This is a genomic window from Burkholderia sp. BCC0044 (genome assembly GCF_902832955.1).
Classification (GTDB): domain Bacteria; phylum Pseudomonadota; class Gammaproteobacteria; order Burkholderiales; family Burkholderiaceae; genus Burkholderia.
The window spans coordinates 833,252-852,994 of the sequence record NZ_CADFDO010000001.1 but is presented as its reverse complement, the minus strand read 5'-3'; the positions used below and the strand labels follow the sequence as shown (position 1 = coordinate 852,994).

General features: G+C 65.2%; 15 protein-coding genes. 11 read left to right on the top strand and 4 right to left on the bottom strand.

Going from position 1 to position 19,743, the window contains the following annotated elements:
* Nucleotides 1–51 precede the first annotated feature (51 nt).
* The 6 genes from typA to HWX14_RS03785 all read left to right on the top strand — a co-directional run bounded on the left by typA (nt 52) and on the right by HWX14_RS03785 (nt 9,742).
* A complete protein-coding gene (gene typA / locus HWX14_RS03810) occupies nt 52–1,878 on the top strand; it encodes a translational GTPase TypA (protein ID WP_175881607.1) in 1,827 nt (608 codons plus the stop codon).
* A gap of 316 nt (nt 1,879–2,194) precedes the next feature.
* Complete coding sequence (locus HWX14_RS03805) at nt 2,195–5,059, top strand: 2-oxoglutarate dehydrogenase E1 component (RefSeq protein ID WP_175881606.1); 2,865 nt, start codon at nt 2,195–2,197, stop codon at nt 5,057–5,059.
* Nucleotides 5,060–5,195: 136 nt separating this feature from the next.
* The gene (odhB, locus tag HWX14_RS03800; protein WP_050012491.1) at nt 5,196–6,473 is read left to right on the top strand and encodes a 2-oxoglutarate dehydrogenase complex dihydrolipoyllysine-residue succinyltransferase; all 1,278 of its coding nucleotides are present in this window, start codon (nt 5,196–5,198) and stop codon (nt 6,471–6,473) included.
* A gap of 81 nt (nt 6,474–6,554) precedes the next feature.
* Nucleotides 6,555–7,985 (top strand): dihydrolipoyl dehydrogenase, encoded by a 1,431-nt coding sequence (gene lpdA / locus HWX14_RS03795; protein WP_175881605.1) that lies wholly within the window; start codon nt 6,555–6,557, stop codon nt 7,983–7,985.
* Nucleotides 7,986–8,085: 100 nt separating this feature from the next.
* The gene (gene zapE / locus HWX14_RS03790; RefSeq protein WP_175881604.1) at nt 8,086–9,183 is read left to right on the top strand and encodes a cell division protein ZapE; all 1,098 of its coding nucleotides are present in this window, start codon (nt 8,086–8,088) and stop codon (nt 9,181–9,183) included.
* Between the two features lie 148 nt (nt 9,184–9,331).
* Entirely contained in the window at nt 9,332–9,742 is a 411-nt protein-coding gene (locus HWX14_RS03785) for a transposase (protein ID WP_175881603.1), read from the top strand.
* A gap of 112 nt (nt 9,743–9,854) precedes the next feature.
* On the opposite strand, the gene HWX14_RS03780 is transcribed toward HWX14_RS03785, so the two are convergent.
* From HWX14_RS03780 to HWX14_RS03765, 4 genes are all read right to left on the bottom strand, one after another.
* Nucleotides 9,855–10,316 carry a DUF2147 domain-containing protein gene (locus HWX14_RS03780; protein ID WP_175881602.1) on the bottom strand — a complete coding sequence of 154 codons (462 nt, stop codon included), beginning with the start codon at nt 10,314–10,316 and terminating at the stop codon, nt 9,855–9,857.
* 174 nt (nt 10,317–10,490) lie between these two features.
* The gene (locus HWX14_RS03775; RefSeq protein ID WP_175881601.1) at nt 10,491–12,176 is read right to left on the bottom strand and encodes a ShlB/FhaC/HecB family hemolysin secretion/activation protein; all 1,686 of its coding nucleotides are present in this window, start codon (nt 12,174–12,176) and stop codon (nt 10,491–10,493) included.
* Nucleotides 12,177–12,320: 144 nt separating this feature from the next.
* Entirely contained in the window at nt 12,321–13,745 is a 1,425-nt protein-coding gene (locus HWX14_RS03770; protein ID WP_175881600.1) for a collagen-like triple helix repeat-containing protein, read from the bottom strand.
* A 40-nt stretch (nt 13,746–13,785) separates the two neighbouring features.
* On the bottom strand, nt 13,786–15,459 hold the full coding sequence (locus HWX14_RS03765; RefSeq protein WP_175881599.1) for a collagen-like triple helix repeat-containing protein: 1,674 nt from the start codon (nt 15,457–15,459) through the stop codon (nt 13,786–13,788).
* A 678-nt stretch (nt 15,460–16,137) separates the two neighbouring features.
* Between HWX14_RS03765 and HWX14_RS03760 the strand changes: the two genes are divergently transcribed.
* The 5 genes from HWX14_RS03760 to HWX14_RS03740 all read left to right on the top strand — a co-directional run bounded on the left by HWX14_RS03760 (nt 16,138) and on the right by HWX14_RS03740 (nt 19,733).
* Nucleotides 16,138–16,308 carry a Flp family type IVb pilin gene (locus tag HWX14_RS03760; protein ID WP_175881598.1) on the top strand — a complete coding sequence of 57 codons (171 nt, stop codon included), beginning with the start codon at nt 16,138–16,140 and terminating at the stop codon, nt 16,306–16,308.
* Nucleotides 16,309–16,395: 87 nt separating this feature from the next.
* A complete protein-coding gene (locus HWX14_RS03755) occupies nt 16,396–16,890 on the top strand; it encodes an A24 family peptidase (RefSeq protein ID WP_175881597.1) in 495 nt (164 codons plus the stop codon).
* Entirely contained in the window at nt 16,887–17,381 is a 495-nt protein-coding gene (locus HWX14_RS03750; protein ID WP_175881596.1) for a TadE family protein, read from the top strand. Before HWX14_RS03755 ends, HWX14_RS03750 begins: the two co-directional genes overlap by 4 nt.
* 95 nt (nt 17,382–17,476) lie before the next feature.
* Entirely contained in the window at nt 17,477–18,379 is a 903-nt protein-coding gene (gene cpaB, locus HWX14_RS03745; RefSeq protein ID WP_175881595.1) for a Flp pilus assembly protein CpaB, read from the top strand.
* Nucleotides 18,380–18,401: 22 nt separating this feature from the next.
* The gene (locus tag HWX14_RS03740) at nt 18,402–19,733 is read left to right on the top strand and encodes a type II and III secretion system protein family protein (RefSeq protein ID WP_175881594.1); all 1,332 of its coding nucleotides are present in this window, start codon (nt 18,402–18,404) and stop codon (nt 19,731–19,733) included.
* The last annotated feature ends 10 nt before the right edge of the window (nt 19,734–19,743 follow it).

Genomic DNA, 19,743 nt, shown 5'->3' with positions numbered 1-19,743 from the left:
CCGTGAAAACGAGCGCGCGCGTTTGCGCGTTCAAACGATTTCCAGGTTTCTATGACCCGCGCCCTTCGCAATATCGCCATCATCGCCCACGTCGACCACGGCAAGACCACGCTCGTCGACCAACTGCTCCGCCAGTCCGGCACCTTCCGCGACAACCAGCAGATTGCGGAGCGGGTGATGGACTCGAACGACATCGAAAAAGAGCGCGGGATCACGATTCTCGCGAAGAACTGCGCGGTCGAATACGAAGGCACGCACGTCAACATCGTCGACACGCCGGGGCACGCGGACTTCGGCGGCGAAGTCGAGCGCGTGCTGTCGATGGTCGACTCGGTGCTGCTGCTCGTCGACGCGGTCGAGGGCCCGATGCCGCAGACGCGCTTCGTCACGAAGAAGGCGCTCGCGCTCGGCCTGAAGCCGATCGTCGTCGTCAACAAGATCGACCGTCCGGGCGCGCGGATCGACTGGGTGATCAACCAGACCTTCGACCTGTTCGACAAGCTCGGCGCGACCGAAGAGCAGCTCGACTTCCCGATCGTCTACGCGTCGGGCCTGAACGGCTACGCGTCGCTCGACCCGGCGGCGCGCGAAGGCGACATGCGCCCGCTGTTCGAGGCGATCCTCGAGCACGTGCCGGTTCGTCCGGCCGATCCGGAAGCGCCGCTGCAGCTCCAGATCACGTCGCTCGACTATTCGACGTACGTCGGCCGGATCGGCGTCGGCCGCATCACGCGCGGCCGCATCAAGCCGGGCCAGCCGGTCGTGATGCGCTTCGGCCCTGAAGGCGACGTGCTGAGCCGCAAGATCAACCAGGTGCTGTCGTTCAAGGGTCTGGAGCGCGTGCAGGTCGAATCGGCCGAAGCAGGCGACATCGTGCTGATCAACGGTATTGAAGACGTCGGCATCGGCGCGACGATCTGCGCGGTCGACACGCCGGAAGCGCTGCCGATGATTACCGTCGACGAGCCGACGCTGACGATGAACTTCCTCGTCAACTCGTCGCCGCTCGCCGGCCGCGAAGGCAAGTTCGTGACGAGCCGCCAGATCCGCGACCGTCTGATGAAGGAACTGAACCACAACGTCGCGCTGCGCGTGAAGGATACCGGCGACGAAACGGTGTTCGAAGTGTCGGGCCGAGGCGAACTGCACCTGACGATTCTCGTCGAGAACATGCGCCGCGAAGGCTATGAACTCGCCGTGTCGCGTCCGCGCGTGGTGATGCAGGAAATCGACGGCGTGCGTCACGAGCCGTACGAGCTGCTGACGGTCGACGTCGAGGACGAACACCAGGGCGGCGTGATGGAAGAGCTCGGCCGCCGCAAGGGCGAAATGCTCGACATGGCGTCGGACGGCCGCGGCCGCACGCGCCTGGAATACAAGATCTCGGCCCGTGGCCTGATCGGCTTCCAGAGCGAATTCCTGACGCTCACGCGCGGCACGGGCCTGATGAGCCACATCTTCGACTCGTACGCACCGGTCAAGGACGGCTCGGTGTTCGAGCGCCGCAACGGCGTGCTGATCTCGCAGGACGACGGCGCAGCGGTTGCCTACGCACTGTGGAAGCTGCAGGATCGCGGCCGCATGTTCGTGAAGCCGGGCGACGCGCTGTATGAGGGCATGATCATCGGCATCCACAGCCGCGACAACGACCTCGTCGTGAACCCGATCAAGGGCAAGCAGCTGACCAACGTGCGTGCGTCGGGTACCGACGAAGCCGTGCGTCTGGTGCCGCCGGTCCAGATGTCGCTGGAATACGCGGTCGAATTCATCGACGACGACGAGCTCGTCGAAGTGACGCCGCAGTCGATCCGCCTGCGCAAGCGCTTCCTGAAGGAGCACGAGCGTCGCCGCGCGAGCCGCGAAGGCGCGGTCGACTAAGCATCGACTGTTCCCGTGCACGACGAAAAGGCTGCCTTCGGGCAGCCTTTTTTGCAGCTGCGCATCGTGCAACCGGATTGCCTGCAAAACACTGTTCCCGCGGGTCGTGGCAATCCGGCAAAACCCCGCCGCGCGGTGCTTTCGGGCACATTTCGCCGTGAGCTTCGGTATCGGTTCTGTGATATGCTGCGCGCACGCAAGTTTTAGGTCCTTCCAAGCAAGACTTGATTCGCAATCCGCTAAACGGTCAGGCCGTGTCGCGGAAGGTTGAGTAACCCGCTATTTCTCGAGAAGCTCGAAGAAAGGTGAGCGTAAAATGTCAGATGTAATGAAGCAGTTTCAGCTGAACTCCTATCTGTTCGGCGGCAATGCTTCGTACGTTGAAGAACTGTACGATGCATACCTCAACAATCCGGCATCGGTGCCGGAGAACTGGCGCGAGTATTTCGACGCGTTGCAGAACGTGCCTGCAACCGACGGCTCGAATGCCAATGACGTCGCTCACTTCCCGATCGTCGAATCGTTCGCCGAGCGCGCGAAGGCCAATGCCTTCATCCCGCGCGAAAGCACCAGCAATCTGGCGACCGCGCGCAAGCAGGTGCACGTCCAGTCGCTGATCAGCGCCTACCGCTTCCTCGGCTCGCAATGGGCCAACCTGGATCCGCTGAAGCGTCGCGAACGTCCCGCGATTCCCGAACTCGAACCGGCTTTCTACGACTTCTCCGAAGGCGACCTCGACCAGACGTACAGCGCAAGCAACCTGTACTTCGGTTTCGACCAGGCTTCGCTGCGCGATATCGTCAAGGGCCTGCGCGACACGTACTGCGGCACGATCGGCGCCGAGTACATGTACATCAGCGATCCGGAGCAGAAGCGCTGGTGGCAGGAGCGCCTGGAGTCGACCCGCGCGACGCCGTCGTTCTCGATCGACAAGAAGAAGCACATCCTGAATCGCCTGACGGCCGCCGAAGGCCTCGAGCGCTACCTGCACACCAAGTACGTCGGCCAGAAGCGCTTCTCGCTCGAAGGCGGCGAAAGCTTCATCGCGGCGATGGACGAAGTCGTCCAGCACGCGGGCAAGAACGGCGTGCAGGAAATCATCATCGGCATGGCCCACCGCGGCCGTCTGAACGTGCTGGTCAACACGCTGGGCAAGATGCCGGCCGACCTGTTCGCCGAATTCGAAGGCAAGCACGTCGACGACCTGCCGGCCGGTGACGTGAAGTACCACAAGGGCTTCTCGTCGGACGTGTCGACGGAAGGCGGCCCGGTCCACCTGTCGCTCGCGTTCAACCCGTCGCACCTCGAAATCGTGAACCCGGTGGTCGAAGGTTCCGCGAAGGCGCGGATGGACCGTCGCGGCGACGAAGACGGCCTGCAAGTGCTGCCGGTGCAGATCCACGGCGACGCGGCCTTCGCCGGCCAGGGCGTCGTGATGGAAACGCTGAACCTCGCGCAGACGCGCGGTTACGGCACGCACGGCACGCTGCACATCGTCATCAACAACCAGATCGGCTTCACGACGTCCGACCCGCGCGACGCGCGCTCGACGCTGTACTGTACCGACGTGGTCAAGATGATCGAAGCGCCGGTGCTGCACGTGAACGGCGACGATCCGGAAGCCGTCGTGCTCGCGATCCAGATCGCGATCGACTACCGGACGCAGTTCCACAAGGATGTCGTGATCGACATCGTCTGCTTCCGCAAGCTGGGTCACAACGAGCAGGACACGCCGGCGGTCACGCAGCCGCTGATGTACAAGAAGATCGCGCAGCACCCGGGCACCCGTGCGCTGTACGCCGAGAAGCTCGTGCAGCAGGGCGTGATCACCGCGGAAGACGCCGACAACTACGTGAAGGCGTACCGCAAGGCGATGGACGACGGCCACCACACCGTCGATCCGGTCCTGTCGAACTACAAGAGCAAGTACGCGGTCGACTGGGTTCCGTTCCTGAACCGCAAGTGGACGGACGCAGCCGATACGGCCGTGCCGCTCGCCGAACTGAAGCGCCTGGGCGAACGCATCACCACGGTCCCGGAAAACTTCAAGGTTCACCCGCTCGTCGAGCGCGTGATCAACGACCGCCGCAACATGGCGCGCGGCGACCAGCCGCTCGACTGGGGCATGGGCGAACACCTCGCATTCGCGTCGCTCGTCGCATCGGGCTACTCGGTGCGCCTGACGGGCCAGGACTCGGGCCGCGGCACGTTCACGCACCGTCACGCGGTGCTGCACGACCAGAACCGCGAGCGCTGGAACGACGGCACGTACGTGCCGCTGCAGAACATCGCCGACGGTCAGGCGAAGTTCACGGTGATCGACTCGGTGCTGTCGGAAGAGGCGGTGCTGGGCTTCGAATACGGTTACTCGACCGCCGAGCCGAACACGCTCGTGCTGTGGGAAGCGCAGTTCGGCGACTTCGTCAACGGCGCGCAGGTCGTGATCGACCAGTTCATCTCGTCGGGCGAAGTGAAGTGGGGCCGCGTGTCGGGTCTCACGATGCTGCTGCCGCACGGCTACGAAGGCCAGGGTCCGGAACACTCGTCCACGCGGATCGAGCGTTTCCTGCAACTGTGTGCCGATCACAACATGCAGGTCGTCCAGCCGACGACGCCGGCGCAGATCTTCCACCTGCTGCGCCGCCAGATGATCCGCCTGTTCCGCAAGCCGCTGATCGTCGCGACGCCGAAGTCGCTGCTGCGTCACAAGGAAGCCGTGTCGGACCTGTCGGAACTCGCGAAGGGTTCGTTCCAGCCGGTGCTGGGCGAAACCGACGGCGGCATCGACGCGAAGAAGGTCAAGCGCGTGCTGGTGTGCTCGGGCCGCGTGTATTACGACCTCGTCGCGCATCGCCGCGAAGCGAAGGCGAACGACGTCGCGATCATCCGTATCGAGCAGCTGTATCCGTTCGCGCACAAGCAGTTCGAAGCCGAAATCAAGAAGTACGAGAACGCGACTGAAGTGGTCTGGGTGCAGGACGAGCCGCAGAACCAGGGCCCCTGGTTCTACGTCGAGCACCACCTGAAGGAAGGCATGAAGGAAGGGCAGAAGCTGGCATACAGCGGCCGTCCGGCTTCGGCCTCGCCGGCGGTTGGCTACTACGCGAAGCACTACGAGCAGCAGAAGGCCCTGATCGAAGGGGCATTCGGCCGCCTGAAGAGCGCATCGATCGCGAAATAACCGACGTCAAGCGAAACGGGAAGGCGCGCGGCGCTTTCCCGTTCCTTTTGGCCCGCCGGGCGCGTCGCGCGCCACATCGGCCGAAGGAATCGCACGAACCTCGTCATACCCCAGATTAAGCATCCAGGAAAATCACATGGCTATCGTAGAAGTCAAAGTCCCCCAGCTTTCGGAGTCGGTGTCGGAAGCCACCATGCTGCAGTGGAAGAAGAAGCCGGGCGAAGCAGTCGCGCAGGACGAAATCCTGATCGAACTCGAGACCGACAAGGTCGTCCTCGAAGTGCCGGCGCCGGCAGCGGGCGTGCTCGCGCAAGTGCTGCAGAACGACGGTGACACCGTCGTGGCCGACCAGATCATCGCGACGATCGACACCGAAGCGAAGGCGGGTGCTGCAGAAGCCGCGGCAGGCGCCGCCGAAGTCAAGCCGGCGGCAGCGCCTGCTGCAGCCGCACCGGCCGCCCAGCCGGCTGCCGCGACCGCATCGAGCTCGGCTGCCGCATCGCCGGCCGCAGCGAAGCTGCTGGCCGAGAAGGGCCTGTCGACGGGCGACGTCGCAGGTTCGGGCCGCGACGGCCGCGTCACGAAGGGCGACGCGCTGGCCGCAGGCAGCGCACCGAAGGCTGCTCCGGCCGCCGCACCGGCGAAGACCGCCGCCGCGAAGCCGGCGCTGCCGGAAGTGAAGGTGCCGGCGTCGGCAGCGACCTGGCTGAACGACCGTCCGGAACAGCGCGTGCCGATGTCGCGCCTGCGTGCGCGTATCGCCGAGCGTCTGCTCGAATCGCAGCAGACCAACGCGATCCTGACAACGTTCAACGAAGTGAACATGGCTCCGGTCATGGAGCTGCGCAACAAGTACAAGGACAAGTTCGAGAAGGAACACGGCGTGAAGCTCGGCTTCATGTCGTTCTTCGTGAAGGCGGCCGTGCACGCGCTGAAGAAGTTCCCGCTCGTGAACGCGTCGATCGACGGTAACGACATCGTCTATCACGGCTACTTCGACATCGGTATCGCGGTCGGTTCGCCGCGCGGCCTCGTCGTGCCGATCCTGCGCAACGCGGATCAGCTGAGCCTCGCCGAGATCGAGAAGAAGATCGCCGAATTCGGCCAGAAGGCGAAGGACGGCAAGCTGTCGATCGAGGAAATGACGGGCGGGACGTTCTCGATCTCGAACGGCGGCGTGTTCGGCTCGATGCTGTCGACCCCGATCATCAACCCGCCGCAGTCGGCCATCCTCGGCGTGCACGCGACGAAGGAGCGCCCGGTCGTCGAAAACGGCCAGATCGTGATCCGCCCGATCAACTATCTCGCGCTGTCGTACGACCACCGCATCATCGACGGCCGCGAAGCCGTGCTGTCGCTCGTCGCGATGAAGGATGCGCTGGAAGATCCGGCACGCCTGCTGCTCGACCTGTAAGCCGAGTCTCACCGCATCGACCCGTTCCGCGGGTTCGCGCCCACGCGCGAACCCGCGGGCGTACAAGTAGAAAGGATTGTCATGTCCAAGGAATTTGACGTCGTCGTGATCGGCGCCGGCCCCGGCGGCTACATCGCCGCGATTCGCGCCGCGCAGCTCGGCAAGACCGTTGCCTGTATCGAGAAGTGGAAGAACCCGGCCGGCGCGCTGAAGCTCGGCGGCACCTGCCTGAACGTCGGCTGCATCCCGTCGAAGGCGCTGCTCGCGTCGTCGGAGGAGTTCGAGAACACGTCGCATCACCTGGCCGACCACGGCATCACCGTCGACGGCGTGAAGATCGACGTCGCGAAGATGCTCGGCCGCAAGGATGCGATCGTCGAGAAGATGACGAGCGGGATCGAGTTCCTGTTCAAGAAGAACAAGATCACCTGGCTGAAGGGCCATGGCAAGTTCACCGGCAAGACCGACGCCGGCGTGCAGATCGAAGTGAGCGGCGAGGGTGAAACCGAAGTCGTCACCGCGAAGAACGTGATCATCGCGACGGGTTCGAAGGCGCGTCACCTGCCGAACGTCCCGGTCGACAACAAGATCGTGTCGGACAACGAAGGCGCGCTGACGTTCGACGCGGTGCCGAAGAAGCTCGCCGTGATCGGCGCGGGCGTGATCGGCCTCGAGCTCGGCTCGGTGTGGCGTCGCCTGGGTGCCGAAGTGACGGTGCTCGAAGCGCTGCCGGCGTTCCTCGGCGCGGCCGACGAAGCGCTCGCGAAGGAAGCGGCCAAGCTGTTCAAGAAGCAGGGCCTCGACATCCATCTCGGCGTGAAGATCGGCGACGTGAAGACGACCGCCGACGGCGTGTCGATCGCTTACACGGACAAGGACGGCAACGCGCAGACGCTCGACGCCGACCGCCTGATCGTGTCGGTCGGCCGCGTGCCGAACACCGACAACCTCGGCCTCGAAGCCATCGGCCTGAAGGCGAACGAGCGCGGCTTCATCGACGTGGACGACCACTGCCGCACGGCGGTGCCGAACGTCTACGCGATCGGCGACGTGGTGCGTGGTCCGATGCTCGCGCACAAGGCGGAAGACGAAGGCGTGCTGGTCGCGGAAGTGATCGACGGCCAGAAGCCGCACATCGACTACAACTGCATTCCGTGGGTGATCTACACGTACCCGGAAATCGCATGGGTCGGCAAGACGGAGCAGCAGCTGAAGGCGGAAGGCCGCGAGATCAAGACGGGCAAGTTCCCGTTCTCGATCAACGGCCGCGCGCTCGGCATGAACGCGCCGGACGGTTTCGTGAAGATGATCGCGGACGCGAAGACCGACGAACTGCTCGGCGTGCACGTGATCGCGGCGAACGCGTCGGATCTGATCGCGGAAGCCGTGGTGGCGATGGAGTTCAAGGCGGCGTCGGAAGACATCGCCCGCATCTGCCATCCGCACCCGTCGATGTCGGAAGTGATGCGCGAAGCGGCGCTCGCCGTCGACAAGCGCTCGCTGAACAGCTGAGCGCGGTATAGCGCCGGCCGGCTGTCGGCTGGCGCAGCCGTCTCATGACGAAGGCGGGCGGGTTTTTCCCGCTCGCCTTTGTTTTTTCCGGTTTGCCCTGATGAACGTCACCGAATACTACACGCGCGAGTTGACCACGCGCGGCTATCAGTCCGATCCCGCGCAGCGCGCGGCCGTCGATCGTCTGCAGCATTGCTTCGACGAGTGGGTCGACTACAAGGCGCGCCGCTCGAACGCGTTCAAGAAGCTCATCAATCATCCGGATCTCCCGCGCGGCGTCTACATGTGGGGCGGCGTCGGCCGCGGCAAGAGCTTCCTGATGGACAGCTTCTACGCGGTGGTGCCCGTGCAGCGCAAGACGCGCCTGCATTTCCACGAATTCATGCGCGAAGTGCACCGCGAGCTCGAGGAACTGAAAGGGCAGGCCGATCCGCTCGACGAACTCGCGCGGCGTATCGCGAAGCGTTACCGGCTGATCTGCTTCGACGAGTTTCACGTGTCGGACATCGCCGACGCGATGATCCTGTACCGCCTGCTCGACCGCCTGTTCAACAACGGCGTGCAGTTCGTGATGACGTCCAATTACGATCCCGACGACCTGTATCCGGACGGCCTGCATCGCGACCGCATGCTGCCCGCGATCGCGCTGATCAAGGACAAGCTCGACGTGCTCAACGTCGACGCAGGGGTCGACTATCGCCAGCGCACGCTCGCGCAGGTGAAGATGTATCACACGCCGCTCGGCGCGGAAACCGATCGCGAACTGCGCCATGCATTCGGCAAGCTCGCGGCCGTGCCCGATGAGAGCCCGATCCTGCATATCGAGAAGCGCGAACTGAAGGCGCTGCGCAAGGCGGACGGCGTCGTGTGGTTCGATTTCGCGACGCTGTGCGGCGGCCCGCGTTCGCAGAACGACTATCTCGAACTGGCGAGCCGCTTCCATGCGATCGTGCTGTCCGAGGTGCCGCAGATGTCGCCGCGGATGGCGTCCGAAGCGCGCCGCTTCACGTGGCTCATCGACGTGCTGTACGACCACAAGGTCAAGCTGCTGATGTCCGCGGCCGTGCCGGCCGAGGCGTTGTACGTCGAAGGGCCGATGGCCAACGAATTCGCGCGGACGGTCTCGCGCATCGTCGAGATGCAGTCGAAGGAGTATCTCGAAACGCCGCGCCGCATCGTCGATACGTCGTTGACCTGAGTCGATGGCGGACGCTGCAATTGGCGGGAATTAAACGTCAATTTCGGTTAGATTCCGCCAATCCTCGGGTATTTTCGGATTTGTCTTATATTCATCGTCGAGGTGAGCCGATATCGTGGTGTCATGGTAATTAAGGCTGGAGACGTCCATGACACCGTATCGCGATTTGACCGACCACGAATGGCGCTGCGTCGCGCCGCTTCTGCCCGAAATGCAGCCGCGCACCGAGTTGCGCGGCCGGCCGTTAGCCAATACGCGAGCCGTGCTGAACGGTGTGCTCTGGGTGATCTACAGCGGCGCGACCTGGTCGGCCATGCCGCGCCGTTACCCGTCGTATCAGACATGCCATCGCCGCTTCAAGGTGTGGCACGAAACGGGCACGCTGATGAGCGTGATGCGTGAGCTCTATGGCGACGCCGGCATGAATCTGTGCAACGAACTGTCGTCGCGGATGCGCAAGCACACGCAATCGAAGGCGGCGGAAGCGCGTAGCAACGCGGCACCCGCGTATCGTGCGCCGGGCAGCTATGCACCGGATGCGATGAAGCACGCGGCGTGATGCCCACCGGGTTTCGTTGTGCACGCACCAAAACAAATCGGCCTGGCGACGTCGTCGCAGGCCGATTTTTTCATTGAGCCGGGCTGAACCGCGCGGTTCAGCGCGTACTGCGTTATTGCTGGCGAACCCAGGTCTGCGACCGGCCCAGCAGCGACACGCCGATGTAGCCGCGCACCACGAGCTTCTGGCCGCCGTCTTCAAGCGTCATCTTGCACTTGTAGACCTTGCCGTTCTCCGGGTCGAGAATGTTGCCGCCATCCCAGTGGTCGCCTTCCTTCTTCATCGCCTTGATGATCGTCATGCCCTTGATGAGCTGATCCTTGCGCTCGTCCGTGCACGCGGTGCAGCGGCGATCGGGCGTATCGTTCGCACCGAGGCCCTTGACGACCTTGCCCGTCAGCGCGCCGTCGCCGTCCTCGGCGATCTGCACGAGTGCCTTCGGTTGATGGGTGTTGTCGTCGATCGTCTGCCACATGCCGACGGGGCTGTCGGCTTGCGCGAACGTGGGAGCGGCGCATGCGAGCAGGGCGCCGGCGATGGCGATTGCACGCAACGGGCGGGTCAGTTGAATCATTGTCTTCCTCCTTGTTTTGCATGTCTGTTCGATTCGCTCGCACGACCGTCTGCATGGGGCGGGCATGTTGCGAGCTTCGCCAGAATACGTGAAACCGTGCGCGGCGTTTGATAGAGGGGACTCTAATCGAAACAGCCCGCGTGACGCGGGCTGTTTCGTGACTTTGGTGACCGATCAGTTGAGCTGATACGAGAACGCGGCGTTGATGCGCGGGCTGCGTGACGCGCTTTCGACCGGTGCGTCGCCGACCGGTTTGGCGACGTTCAGGTCGAGACTGTAGTAGCGGCTGTCCGTGAGCCGCACGCCGATGCCGACCGACGACATGCGGTTCGGCGATGGCGTGCCCGCGTGCAGGTACACGCGTGCCATGTCGTATGCGATGTACGGCGTGATCGATTTCAGATACGTCCAGCCCGGCGTGAAACCACGGTTGACTTCGAGCGACATCCCCCAGCCCGAGTCGCCCGACGTTTCGCCGGGCTGATAGCCGAGCGCGTAACGGGTCGAGCCGAACGAGATCTGTTCGGACGTCGGCAGCGAGTCGGGACTGTATTGCCCGGTCAGCGAAACCGACGTGCCGATCCGGAACGGCCATTCGTTCGTCTGCGTGAAGGTCGCGCCGGTGCGAACGAAGGTCAGCGAGATCGGGCTGTCCACCGAGGTCGTCGTCGTACCGATAGTAATGTCCTGCGCTTTCGATGCGCCGAGGATGTTGAAGCCCTTCGCGACGTTGACGCTCAGTTTCTGTACCTGTTTCGGCTGGACGCTCGTGTAGTCGAGCTGCATCTGCAGCACGCGGACCTGCGAGCGCGTGTCGATGGAGTTGCCGGTAATTTTGTTCTGGTAGCGATCGTCGTTGTGGGACGCATAACCCGACACGGTGCCGAGCAGGCTGCGCTGGTTGTTCAGCAAGATCGGATAGGACGCCGAAAGACCAAGCTTCTCGTTCTTGACGGTGCGCTCGACGGTCGACGGCAGCCCCGGGTTGTCGGTCGGCTTGCCGCGATACGTGCTGGCATCGAGGCGCGTGATCAGGCCGTTGCTGCCGACGGGCACCGCGCCGCTGAACGCGAAGTAGGTCTGCTTGTCGCGTCCCGGCGGCGCGAGCGCCGAGATGCTCAACTGCTCGCCGAACGACGTGAGGCCGTTTTCGGTCGCGGTGATGAGGCCCTGGACGCCCGGGTGGTTGAAGTCGATCCCCGTGCTGACGTTGAACGGCTTGCGATCGACCGCGAGTTCGAGCGTCGTCGCGCCGTCGGTGGTTTGCGGCGGCGGGACGTTCGCCTTCACCGTGAGGCCGGGCAGCAGGCCGAACGTGTTCACGTAGCGCTCGAACGTCGCGCGGCGCAACGGGCGGTCGGCCGTGATGTGCGCGGCGATCGCGCGAATCTTCGATTCCATCGCGCCGGGTTTGCCGGTGACCTTGACGTCCGACACGTAGCCTTCGACCACCGTGATGCGCACGACGCCGTCCTCGAACGTCTGCGCAGGAACGAACGCGAACGACAGCGCGTAGCCGCGCTCCTGGTACAGCTTCGTCACGCCGTTGGCGGTTTCGATCAGCTCGCCGATCGTGATGTCCTTGCCGACGAGCGGCGTGAAGCGGCGCGTGATTTCCTCGAACGGCACCGACTTCACGCCTTCGACCTGGAACGTCTTCGGCGTCAGGTGCCGCGACAGCAGCTCCTGCAATTGCGGCGCTTGCGGCGCGACCTGAACGGTGACGTTCGGGCCTGTCTTCGGTGCGTTGATCTGGGGAAGGGAGTCGAGCGGATTACCGCCGACGCGCGTTTGTGCCTGTGCCGTGCCCGCTGCCGCGATGGCGAGCAGCATCATCCATCTGTCGAGTCTGGATTTCATTGTTCTTCCTCGTAGGCCTTGCTTTTCGTCTTCTTTGTAATGCCGGCGCGCGACACCTGGATGTCGCGCGCCGCGTGCCGCCATGCCGGTTGTGTTCGTACGGCCGCGCCATTCGCTCCGGCTGCGATGATGCGGCCGTCCTCCTTACTTGCCAACGCTACCCAGCGTACCCAGCAACCCCGTGACCGGTGCCAGCAGGCCCGTCGAACCGCTGCCCGACGATGCCGTACCCGACACGCTGCCGACCAGCGACGTGACCGGCGCGAGCGGGCTCGAGCCCCCGGACCCTGCTGCACCGCCCACTGCTCCGGTGACAGTATTCAGCAAACCGGTGACGGGCGCGAGAGGGTTTGCACTGCCTGCGCCACCCGTTGCGCCGCCGAGCGTGCCCGTGACCGTCGACACGAGATTCGTGACGGGGGCGAGCGGGCCGCTGCTGCCGCCTGCTGCGCCACTCAGTGCGCCGGTCACCGTGGAGACGAGGCCGGTCACCGGCGCGAGCGGGCCGCTGCCCGAGCCGCCCGTTGCGCCGCCGAGCGCGCCCGTGAGCGAGCCGAGCGGCGTCGAGCCGAGACCCGACAGCAGGCCGCCGAGCGGGTTCGTCGAACCGGAACCCGACGACGAGCCGTTCTGGACGGTTGCCGTCGAGCCGCCGACGAGGCTCGTGATCAGGCCGGGAATCGGTGCTGCGCCGTTCGGGCCGTTCGGATTGACGAGGCCGCCCGCGTTGGTCACGGTGTTGCCGACCGCGGTCACGAGCTGGCCGACGTCGCCGACGAGCGGCTGACTCGACGTACCGCCGACCTGCTTGCCGGCCGAGCTGATGGCGCCGCCGATCTGGCCGAGCAGGCCCGACACGGGTTGGCCGAGGCCGGTCGTCGTGCCGACCTGCTGCGTGACCTGGCCGGCCGTGATCACGAGCGGCGTGATCGCCGAGCTGATCGGTTGCGTGACCTGTTGCACGGCGCCCGACGACAGCGTCGAGCCGATCGTCGTGCCGGCGGCCGTCAGGCCGTTGGCGACCGTGTCGAGCACGGTGCCGACCGGCGTCGTGACCGGCGCGAGCGGCGCGAGTGGGCCGGTGCCCAGCGCCTTGACCGTCGAGCTCAGGCCGGACACCGTGTTGCTGGTCGCTCCGACGACGTTGCCGAGACCGGCCACCGTGGTGCCGACCGGGTCCTTCGTCGAGCCGATCTGCCCCAGGCCGTTGCTCAGCGCATCGGCTGCCGCATTGATGATCGTGCCGGTGCTGGACACCGTGCTGCCGACGCCCTTCGTCACGCCGTCGCCGAGGCCTGGCAGGCTGATGTTGCCGACCGTGCTGCCGAGGTCGCTGGCCGTCTGGCCGACCGTGCTGATGACGCCCTTGGTGCCGGTCGACGAGCCGCTGGTGCCGCTGGTGCCGGACGTGCCGCTCGTGCTCGGGTTGTTGTTGTCGTTGCTGCTGGTCGGCGGCGAGCTGACGCCGCCACCGCCGCAGGCAGCCAGCAGGCACGCTGCGGCGAAGGCGGTGAGGGGCGCGCGCCACTGGCGCAGGGCGACGGTCGTGATGGAACGTTGCTGGGACATGATGGACTCCTCGCTGTCTTTTCGATGAATGGATGCCGGATTACTTGCCGTGCGTGCCGCCGAGCAGGCCGCCGATCAGCGACGTGACGGGCGCAAGCGGATTCGACGACGAGCCTGCGTTCGTGACGGCACCCGTGCCGCCGCTCAATGCCGGTACGCCGACCGTGCTCGTCACCGTCGACACGACGTTCGTGACCGGGGCGAGCGGGCTGCTGCCGCCTGCGCCGCCCGTCGCGCCGCCGAGGGCGCCCGTGACTGCGCCGAGGAGACCCGTGACTGGGGCGAGCGGGCCGCCGCTGCCGCCTGCTGCGCCGCCCAGTGCGCCCGTGACCGTCGACACGAGGCCCGTGACCGGCGCGAGCGGACCGCCGCTGCCGCCTGCTGCGCCACCGAGTGCGCCGGTGACCGTCGAGACGAGGCCGGTGACCGGTGCGAGCGGACCGCTGCCGCCGCCTGCTACGCCGCCGAGCGCGCCGGTGACCGTCGACACGAGACCCGTGACCGGTGCGAGCGGGCCGCCGCTGCCGCCCGTTGCGCCACCGAGTGCGCCGGTGACCGTGGAGACGAGACCCGTGACCGGTGCGAGCGGGCCGCTGCCGCCGCCCGTTGCGCCGCCGAGTGCGCCCGTGACCGTCGAAACGAGGCCGGTGAGCGGCGCGAGCGGGTTGGTCACGCCGCCGGTGCCGCCCGTGAGCAGGCCGCCGACGGCCTTCACGGTGTTGCCCGTCGACGAGACGGTGTTGCCGAGGCCCGTGGTGACCGGGTTGCCGCCCGTCGATGCGAGCAGGGCGCCGGCCTGGTTCAGCCCGTTGCCGACCGTGCCGAGCAGCGTGTTGACCGGTGCGCCGAGGCCGGTTGCCGAGCCGATCGTCTGGGTCGTCTGGCCGACCATCGTCGTGATCGGCGTGATGGCCGAGCTGACCGTTTGCGTGACCTGCTGGATCGGGCCCGTCGACAGCGCGTTGGTGAGCGTGGTGCCGCCGTTCGACACGGCGCCGCCGAGCGTCGACACGAGGCCGCCGACGGCGCCCGTGACCGGCGCGAGCGGCGACAGCGGGCCGCTGCCGAGGCTCGTGACCAGGTTGCCCGTTTGCGTGACTGCGCCGCCGAGCTGATTGACCACGCCGCCGGTGCTGGCGACCGTGATGCCGACCGGGTCCTTCGTCGCGCCGAGCTGGCCGAGACCGCTGCCGAGGCCGTTGCCCAGTGCGGTGACCGCGCCGCCGACGCTTTGCACGATGCCGCCCGCGGCTTGCGTGGTGGCCGGATTCACGCCCGGCAGCGTCTGGCTGCCGATGACGGAGCCGAGACCGGAGACGGTGCCGCCGGCATTCGTGATGATGTTGCCGGTGCCTGCGAGGACGGTTCCCACTGGATTCGCCGACACGCCCGAGGTGCCGGACGTACCGCTCGTGCCCGAAGTTCCGCTGGTGCCCGACGTGCCGCTCGTACCCGAGGTTCCGCTGGTGCCGGACGTGCCGCTCGTGCCCGAGGTCCCGCTGGTGCCGGAGGTACCGCTCGTACCCGAGGTGCCGCTCGAGCCGTTGCCGCCCGACGTGGAGATCGTATCGCCGCCGCCCGAGCTGGAGCCGCCGCCGAGGCCCTGGCTGATGGAGCCGGAGCCGCCGCACGCGGAGAGGGAGAGCATGGTTGCAACGGTGGCCGCGATCAGAGTCGTCCGGAGCACGCCATGAGGGATAACCTTAGTGTCCATTTCTTCCTCGCATTAAAGATGTGTTGTGAACTGCATTGTGTTGAGTGGTGCGAGGACTACTCTGCAACTGTCGTGCCATTTCGATGCCCGACGGTTCGACAACAGGTTTTAAACGAGGCAATTCCTTGTCGGAAAAGGAAGTTACGGGAGTTGAAAGATTGTTGAATCTGTTTAAGAGCAGATGAATGAGAACGGTTTCGGCCGTTTCGTAACGTAACGTCACAACATTGGCGTTACGCGTGCGGCGTAACGTGGGGCCCGCGCAGGCTTGGTGGACGTGGCAATGGTTTTACTGGTGGATTAGGTGTGCACATCTAACCTATCGTAAATCCTATGTGTAAGTCGTACCGAAACGCCGTACAAATATGTTGTGCTTCCGGTCGTTTTTTTCCGCCAGAGTGGTTAAAAGAGGTTGGAATTTAAATAGGAACGGATATAGAATCGGGAGCAGATGTAAGCAAATGTACGGTTCGGTACACTACGTTCGAGGAGGAGCGCTATCGCGAATGTTAACTTGCATCAAATCGTGAGCAATGCCCTTCGGGGCGACCTATAAAGAAAGCGCACCCGACTGACGCTACAGCAGATGTGGCGAACGGTTGGGGCAAAACGGCCAGATATGCGGGGACGTATACGTATAAAAGGCCAGAAAACGTAAATACAGGCACGAGGAATAAAATGAAAGCAATCATCAAGCGTTTCCTTAAGGAAGAAGACGGGGTTACCGCAGTCGAGTACGGTCTCATCGCCGGACTTATCGCAGTTGCTCTCGTCACTGCCATGAGCACGTTGACGAACGGCATCTCGGGGGCGTTCACCTACATCGCGAGCAAGCTGCCGGCGGCATAACGAACGAGCTTCGGCTCTTTTCCCTGTTGTTAGGGGCGCGGATTGCTTCGGCAATCCGCGCGGTAAGTTTTGCCGCTCGGGGCGTAAATGATCCTGCTAACTGGCGTCGGGGTTTTCCTCGCGTGGGCGGTGCTCGTCGCGCTCGAGGATATCCGTCATAGGCGTATACCGAATTCACTGGTGATCGGTGGGTTCGTATCTGCATTTGTGCTCGCCGGGCATAATCCATTCGGCATTTCCGTGAACCAGGCGCTGATTGGCGTACTGGTCGGCTTTCTCAGTCTTTTCCCGTTTTTCGTGCTGCGCGTGATGGGTGCCGCGGATGTCAAGGTATTCGCGGTGCTGGGCGCGTGGTGCGGTCCGTATGCGCTGCTGTGGCTCTGGATCGTTGCGAGCCTGCTTGCATTCGCGCACGCCGGCACGCTCGTCTTCGCCACCCGTACGCCGGTGTCGGCGTTGTGGCATCGGCGTTCCCCGACGATGGAAATCGCCGGTTTCCGGGCGTCGCCCTATGCCGCGTTTCTCGTGATCCCCGCGGCGCTGTGGTGTCTGTACCGGATCGCGACCGGGGGAATGCAATGACGGTCGTTCGTCCGGTATCCGGCATGCGGTGTCGCGAACGCGGCGCGACGGCGATCGAATTTGCGCTGATGCTGCCGGTGTTCTTCCTGATCCTGTACGCAATCATCACGTACGGGATGATCTTCGCGGCCCAGCAAAACCTCACGCTTGCGGCAACGGAAGGCGCGCGCGCCGCGCTGAACTATCAGCAGGTCGGCGCGGCCGGGTCGGTGCAGGCAGTGCAGCAAGCCGCGCTGGCGGCGCGGGCCCAGGCCGCGTGCACGGCCGCGACCAACCTGACCACCTGGCTGAAAGGGGCGACATGCTCGTCCACGCAGCAAGGCAGCTGTTCGTACGACCCGACGATGCTGTGCGTGCAGATCACGCTGACCTATCCCTACGCGCAGAGCCCGCTGATCCCGTCGTTCCCGCTGCTCGGTTCGCTGTTGCCGGTGCCGTCGACACTCACCGGAACCGCGATGGTGCAGATCAGCCCGGTCAACATCATATAGACGGCAGCAACGGCGTCGAGCCGGGTCGAGGGCGCCCGGCCGGCAACGTTGCGCGGAGAATTCAATCGTGAGTAGCGGGGAAACATAACAACACCATGGCCAACAACCTGACCAAGATCATTGCGGGCTTGCTGATCGCGATCGCGATACTGCTCGGCGTCTATGCGTGGATGCTCGGTCGCAAGCCGGCCGACGTCGCGCCGGTTGCGTCGACGGTCGCCACGCGGAGCGTGCCGGTCGTCGTGACGACGCGGCCGTTGCAAGCCGGCCAGCCGATTCCGGCCGATGCGCTGAAGGTCCAGCAGTCGACCGCCGCGCCGCAGGGGGCGTTCGCCGATCCGCTGCAACTGGTCGGTCGCATCCCGGCAGCCGACATTCCCGCGCAGGCGGCCGTCGTCGCGAGTGCATTGTCGTCCGGCCTCGCCGAGCAGATCGCGCCGGGAGAGCGCGCCGTCGCGATCAAGATCGACGAGACCAACGCGGTCGGCAACCGTGTGCGGCCCGGCAACTATGTCGACGTGTTCCTGAATCTGAAGCGCGACGGGACCGGCGTGGCGATCGGCGGGACATCGGCCGAGATCGTGAATACCCAGGCGCGGCTGCTGATGTCGAAGGTCCGCGTGCTGTCGTTCGGCGATGCGACGACCGAGCGAGACAGCTCGAACGGCTCGGTGGTCGGGACGCGGACCGCGGTGCTGGCCGTGCCCACTGCACAGGTCGACGCGCTGACGCTCGCCGAGCAGAGCGGCCGGCTGGTGCTCGCGCTGCGTAACCCGCGCGACGACGATGTCGCGACGCAAACCGTCGCGGTTCGTGTCGGCGACGACAAGAGCCCGTCGGCGCTTGCCGCGGCCGGCATGGTGCTGGGCGAGTTGTCGAAGAGCGCGACGACGCCGGCGCCGGCGCCGCGTGCGGCGCCGCGGGTGGTCGCGCGGCATCCGGGCGGCGGCAGCATCGAAGTGATTCGGGGTGGGCGGACCGAAACGGTCGCTTATTGAGCGGGACGAAGACGGCAAAACAATGAAAAAGAAACTGATTGGTTTGGCTATTGCATTGAGCGCGCTGGCGATGCCGCCGCTGTCGGACGCGGCCGACACGAGCGGCACGATCAGCCTTGCGGTCGGCGCGCAGCGGCAGCTCGCGACGGGGCGTGCGCTGCAGCGGGTCGCGGTCGGCGATCCGTCGGTGGTCGACGTGCTCGTCGTGAAGGGCGGGCGCGGCGGCGTGCTGCTGGTGGCGAAGAGTGCCGGTGCGACGAACGTGATGGTCTGGGAGCGCGGCCGCGACGAGCCGACCGTCTATAACGTGAACGTCACGAGCGGCGCGGCGCGGGCACTGCTGGACGGCACGTCGCCGAGCGTGAACACGTATAGCGGCACGACGGTGATCGGCGGTGCGTCCGGGACGCTCGACGGGCATCAGCGTGCGGTTCATGCGGCGAAGACGGTCGGCGGCAAGGACGGGACGACGCTCGATGCGTCGACGATCTCCGGCAAGAACGTCGTGCAGGTCGACGTGCGGGTCGTCGAATTCAGCCGCTCGGTGCTGAAGCAGGCGGGCCTGAACTTCTTCAAGCAGAGCAACGGCTTTGCGTTCGGGGCCTTCGCGCCGACCGGGCTGACCTCGATTACCGGTACGCCGGGCGGCTCGCTCACCTACAACACGAACGTGCCGATTTCGTCGGCGTTCAACCTCGTCGTCAATTCGGTGTCGCGCGGATTGTTCGCCGACCTGTCGATTCTCGAGGCGAACAACCTGGCCCGCGTGCTCGCGCAGCCGACGCTCGTCGCGTTGTCCGGCCAGAGCGCGAACTTCCTCGCGGGCGGGGAGATTCCGGTGCCGGTGCCGCAATCGCTCGGCACGATCTCGATCGAATGGAAACCCTATGGCGTCGGGCTCACGGTCACGCCGACGGTGCTGAACCCGCGGCGGATCGCGCTGAAGGTCGCGCCCGAGTCGAGCCAGCTCGACTTCGTGCATTCGATCACGATCAACGGCGTGCAGGTGCCCGCGTTGACGACGCGGCGCGCGGACACGACGGTCGAGCTCGGCGACGGCGAGAGCTTCGTGATCGGCGGCCTGATCGACCGCGAGACCACGTCCAACGTCAACAAGGTGCCGTTCCTGGGCGACCTGCCCATCATCGGCGCGTTTTTCAAGAATCTGAGCTACCAGCAGAACGACAAGGAACTCGTGATCATCGTGACACCGCATCTCGTTGCACCGATCGCGCAGGGTGCACCGCTGCCGGCGACGCCGGGCGAGCTGTCCGAGCAGCGCGACGGTCCGGTGTGGCGTTCGTACCTGGGCGGCATCGCATCGCCGGACGCGGGGCCGGGGTTCTCGAAATGAGCGCGCCGAA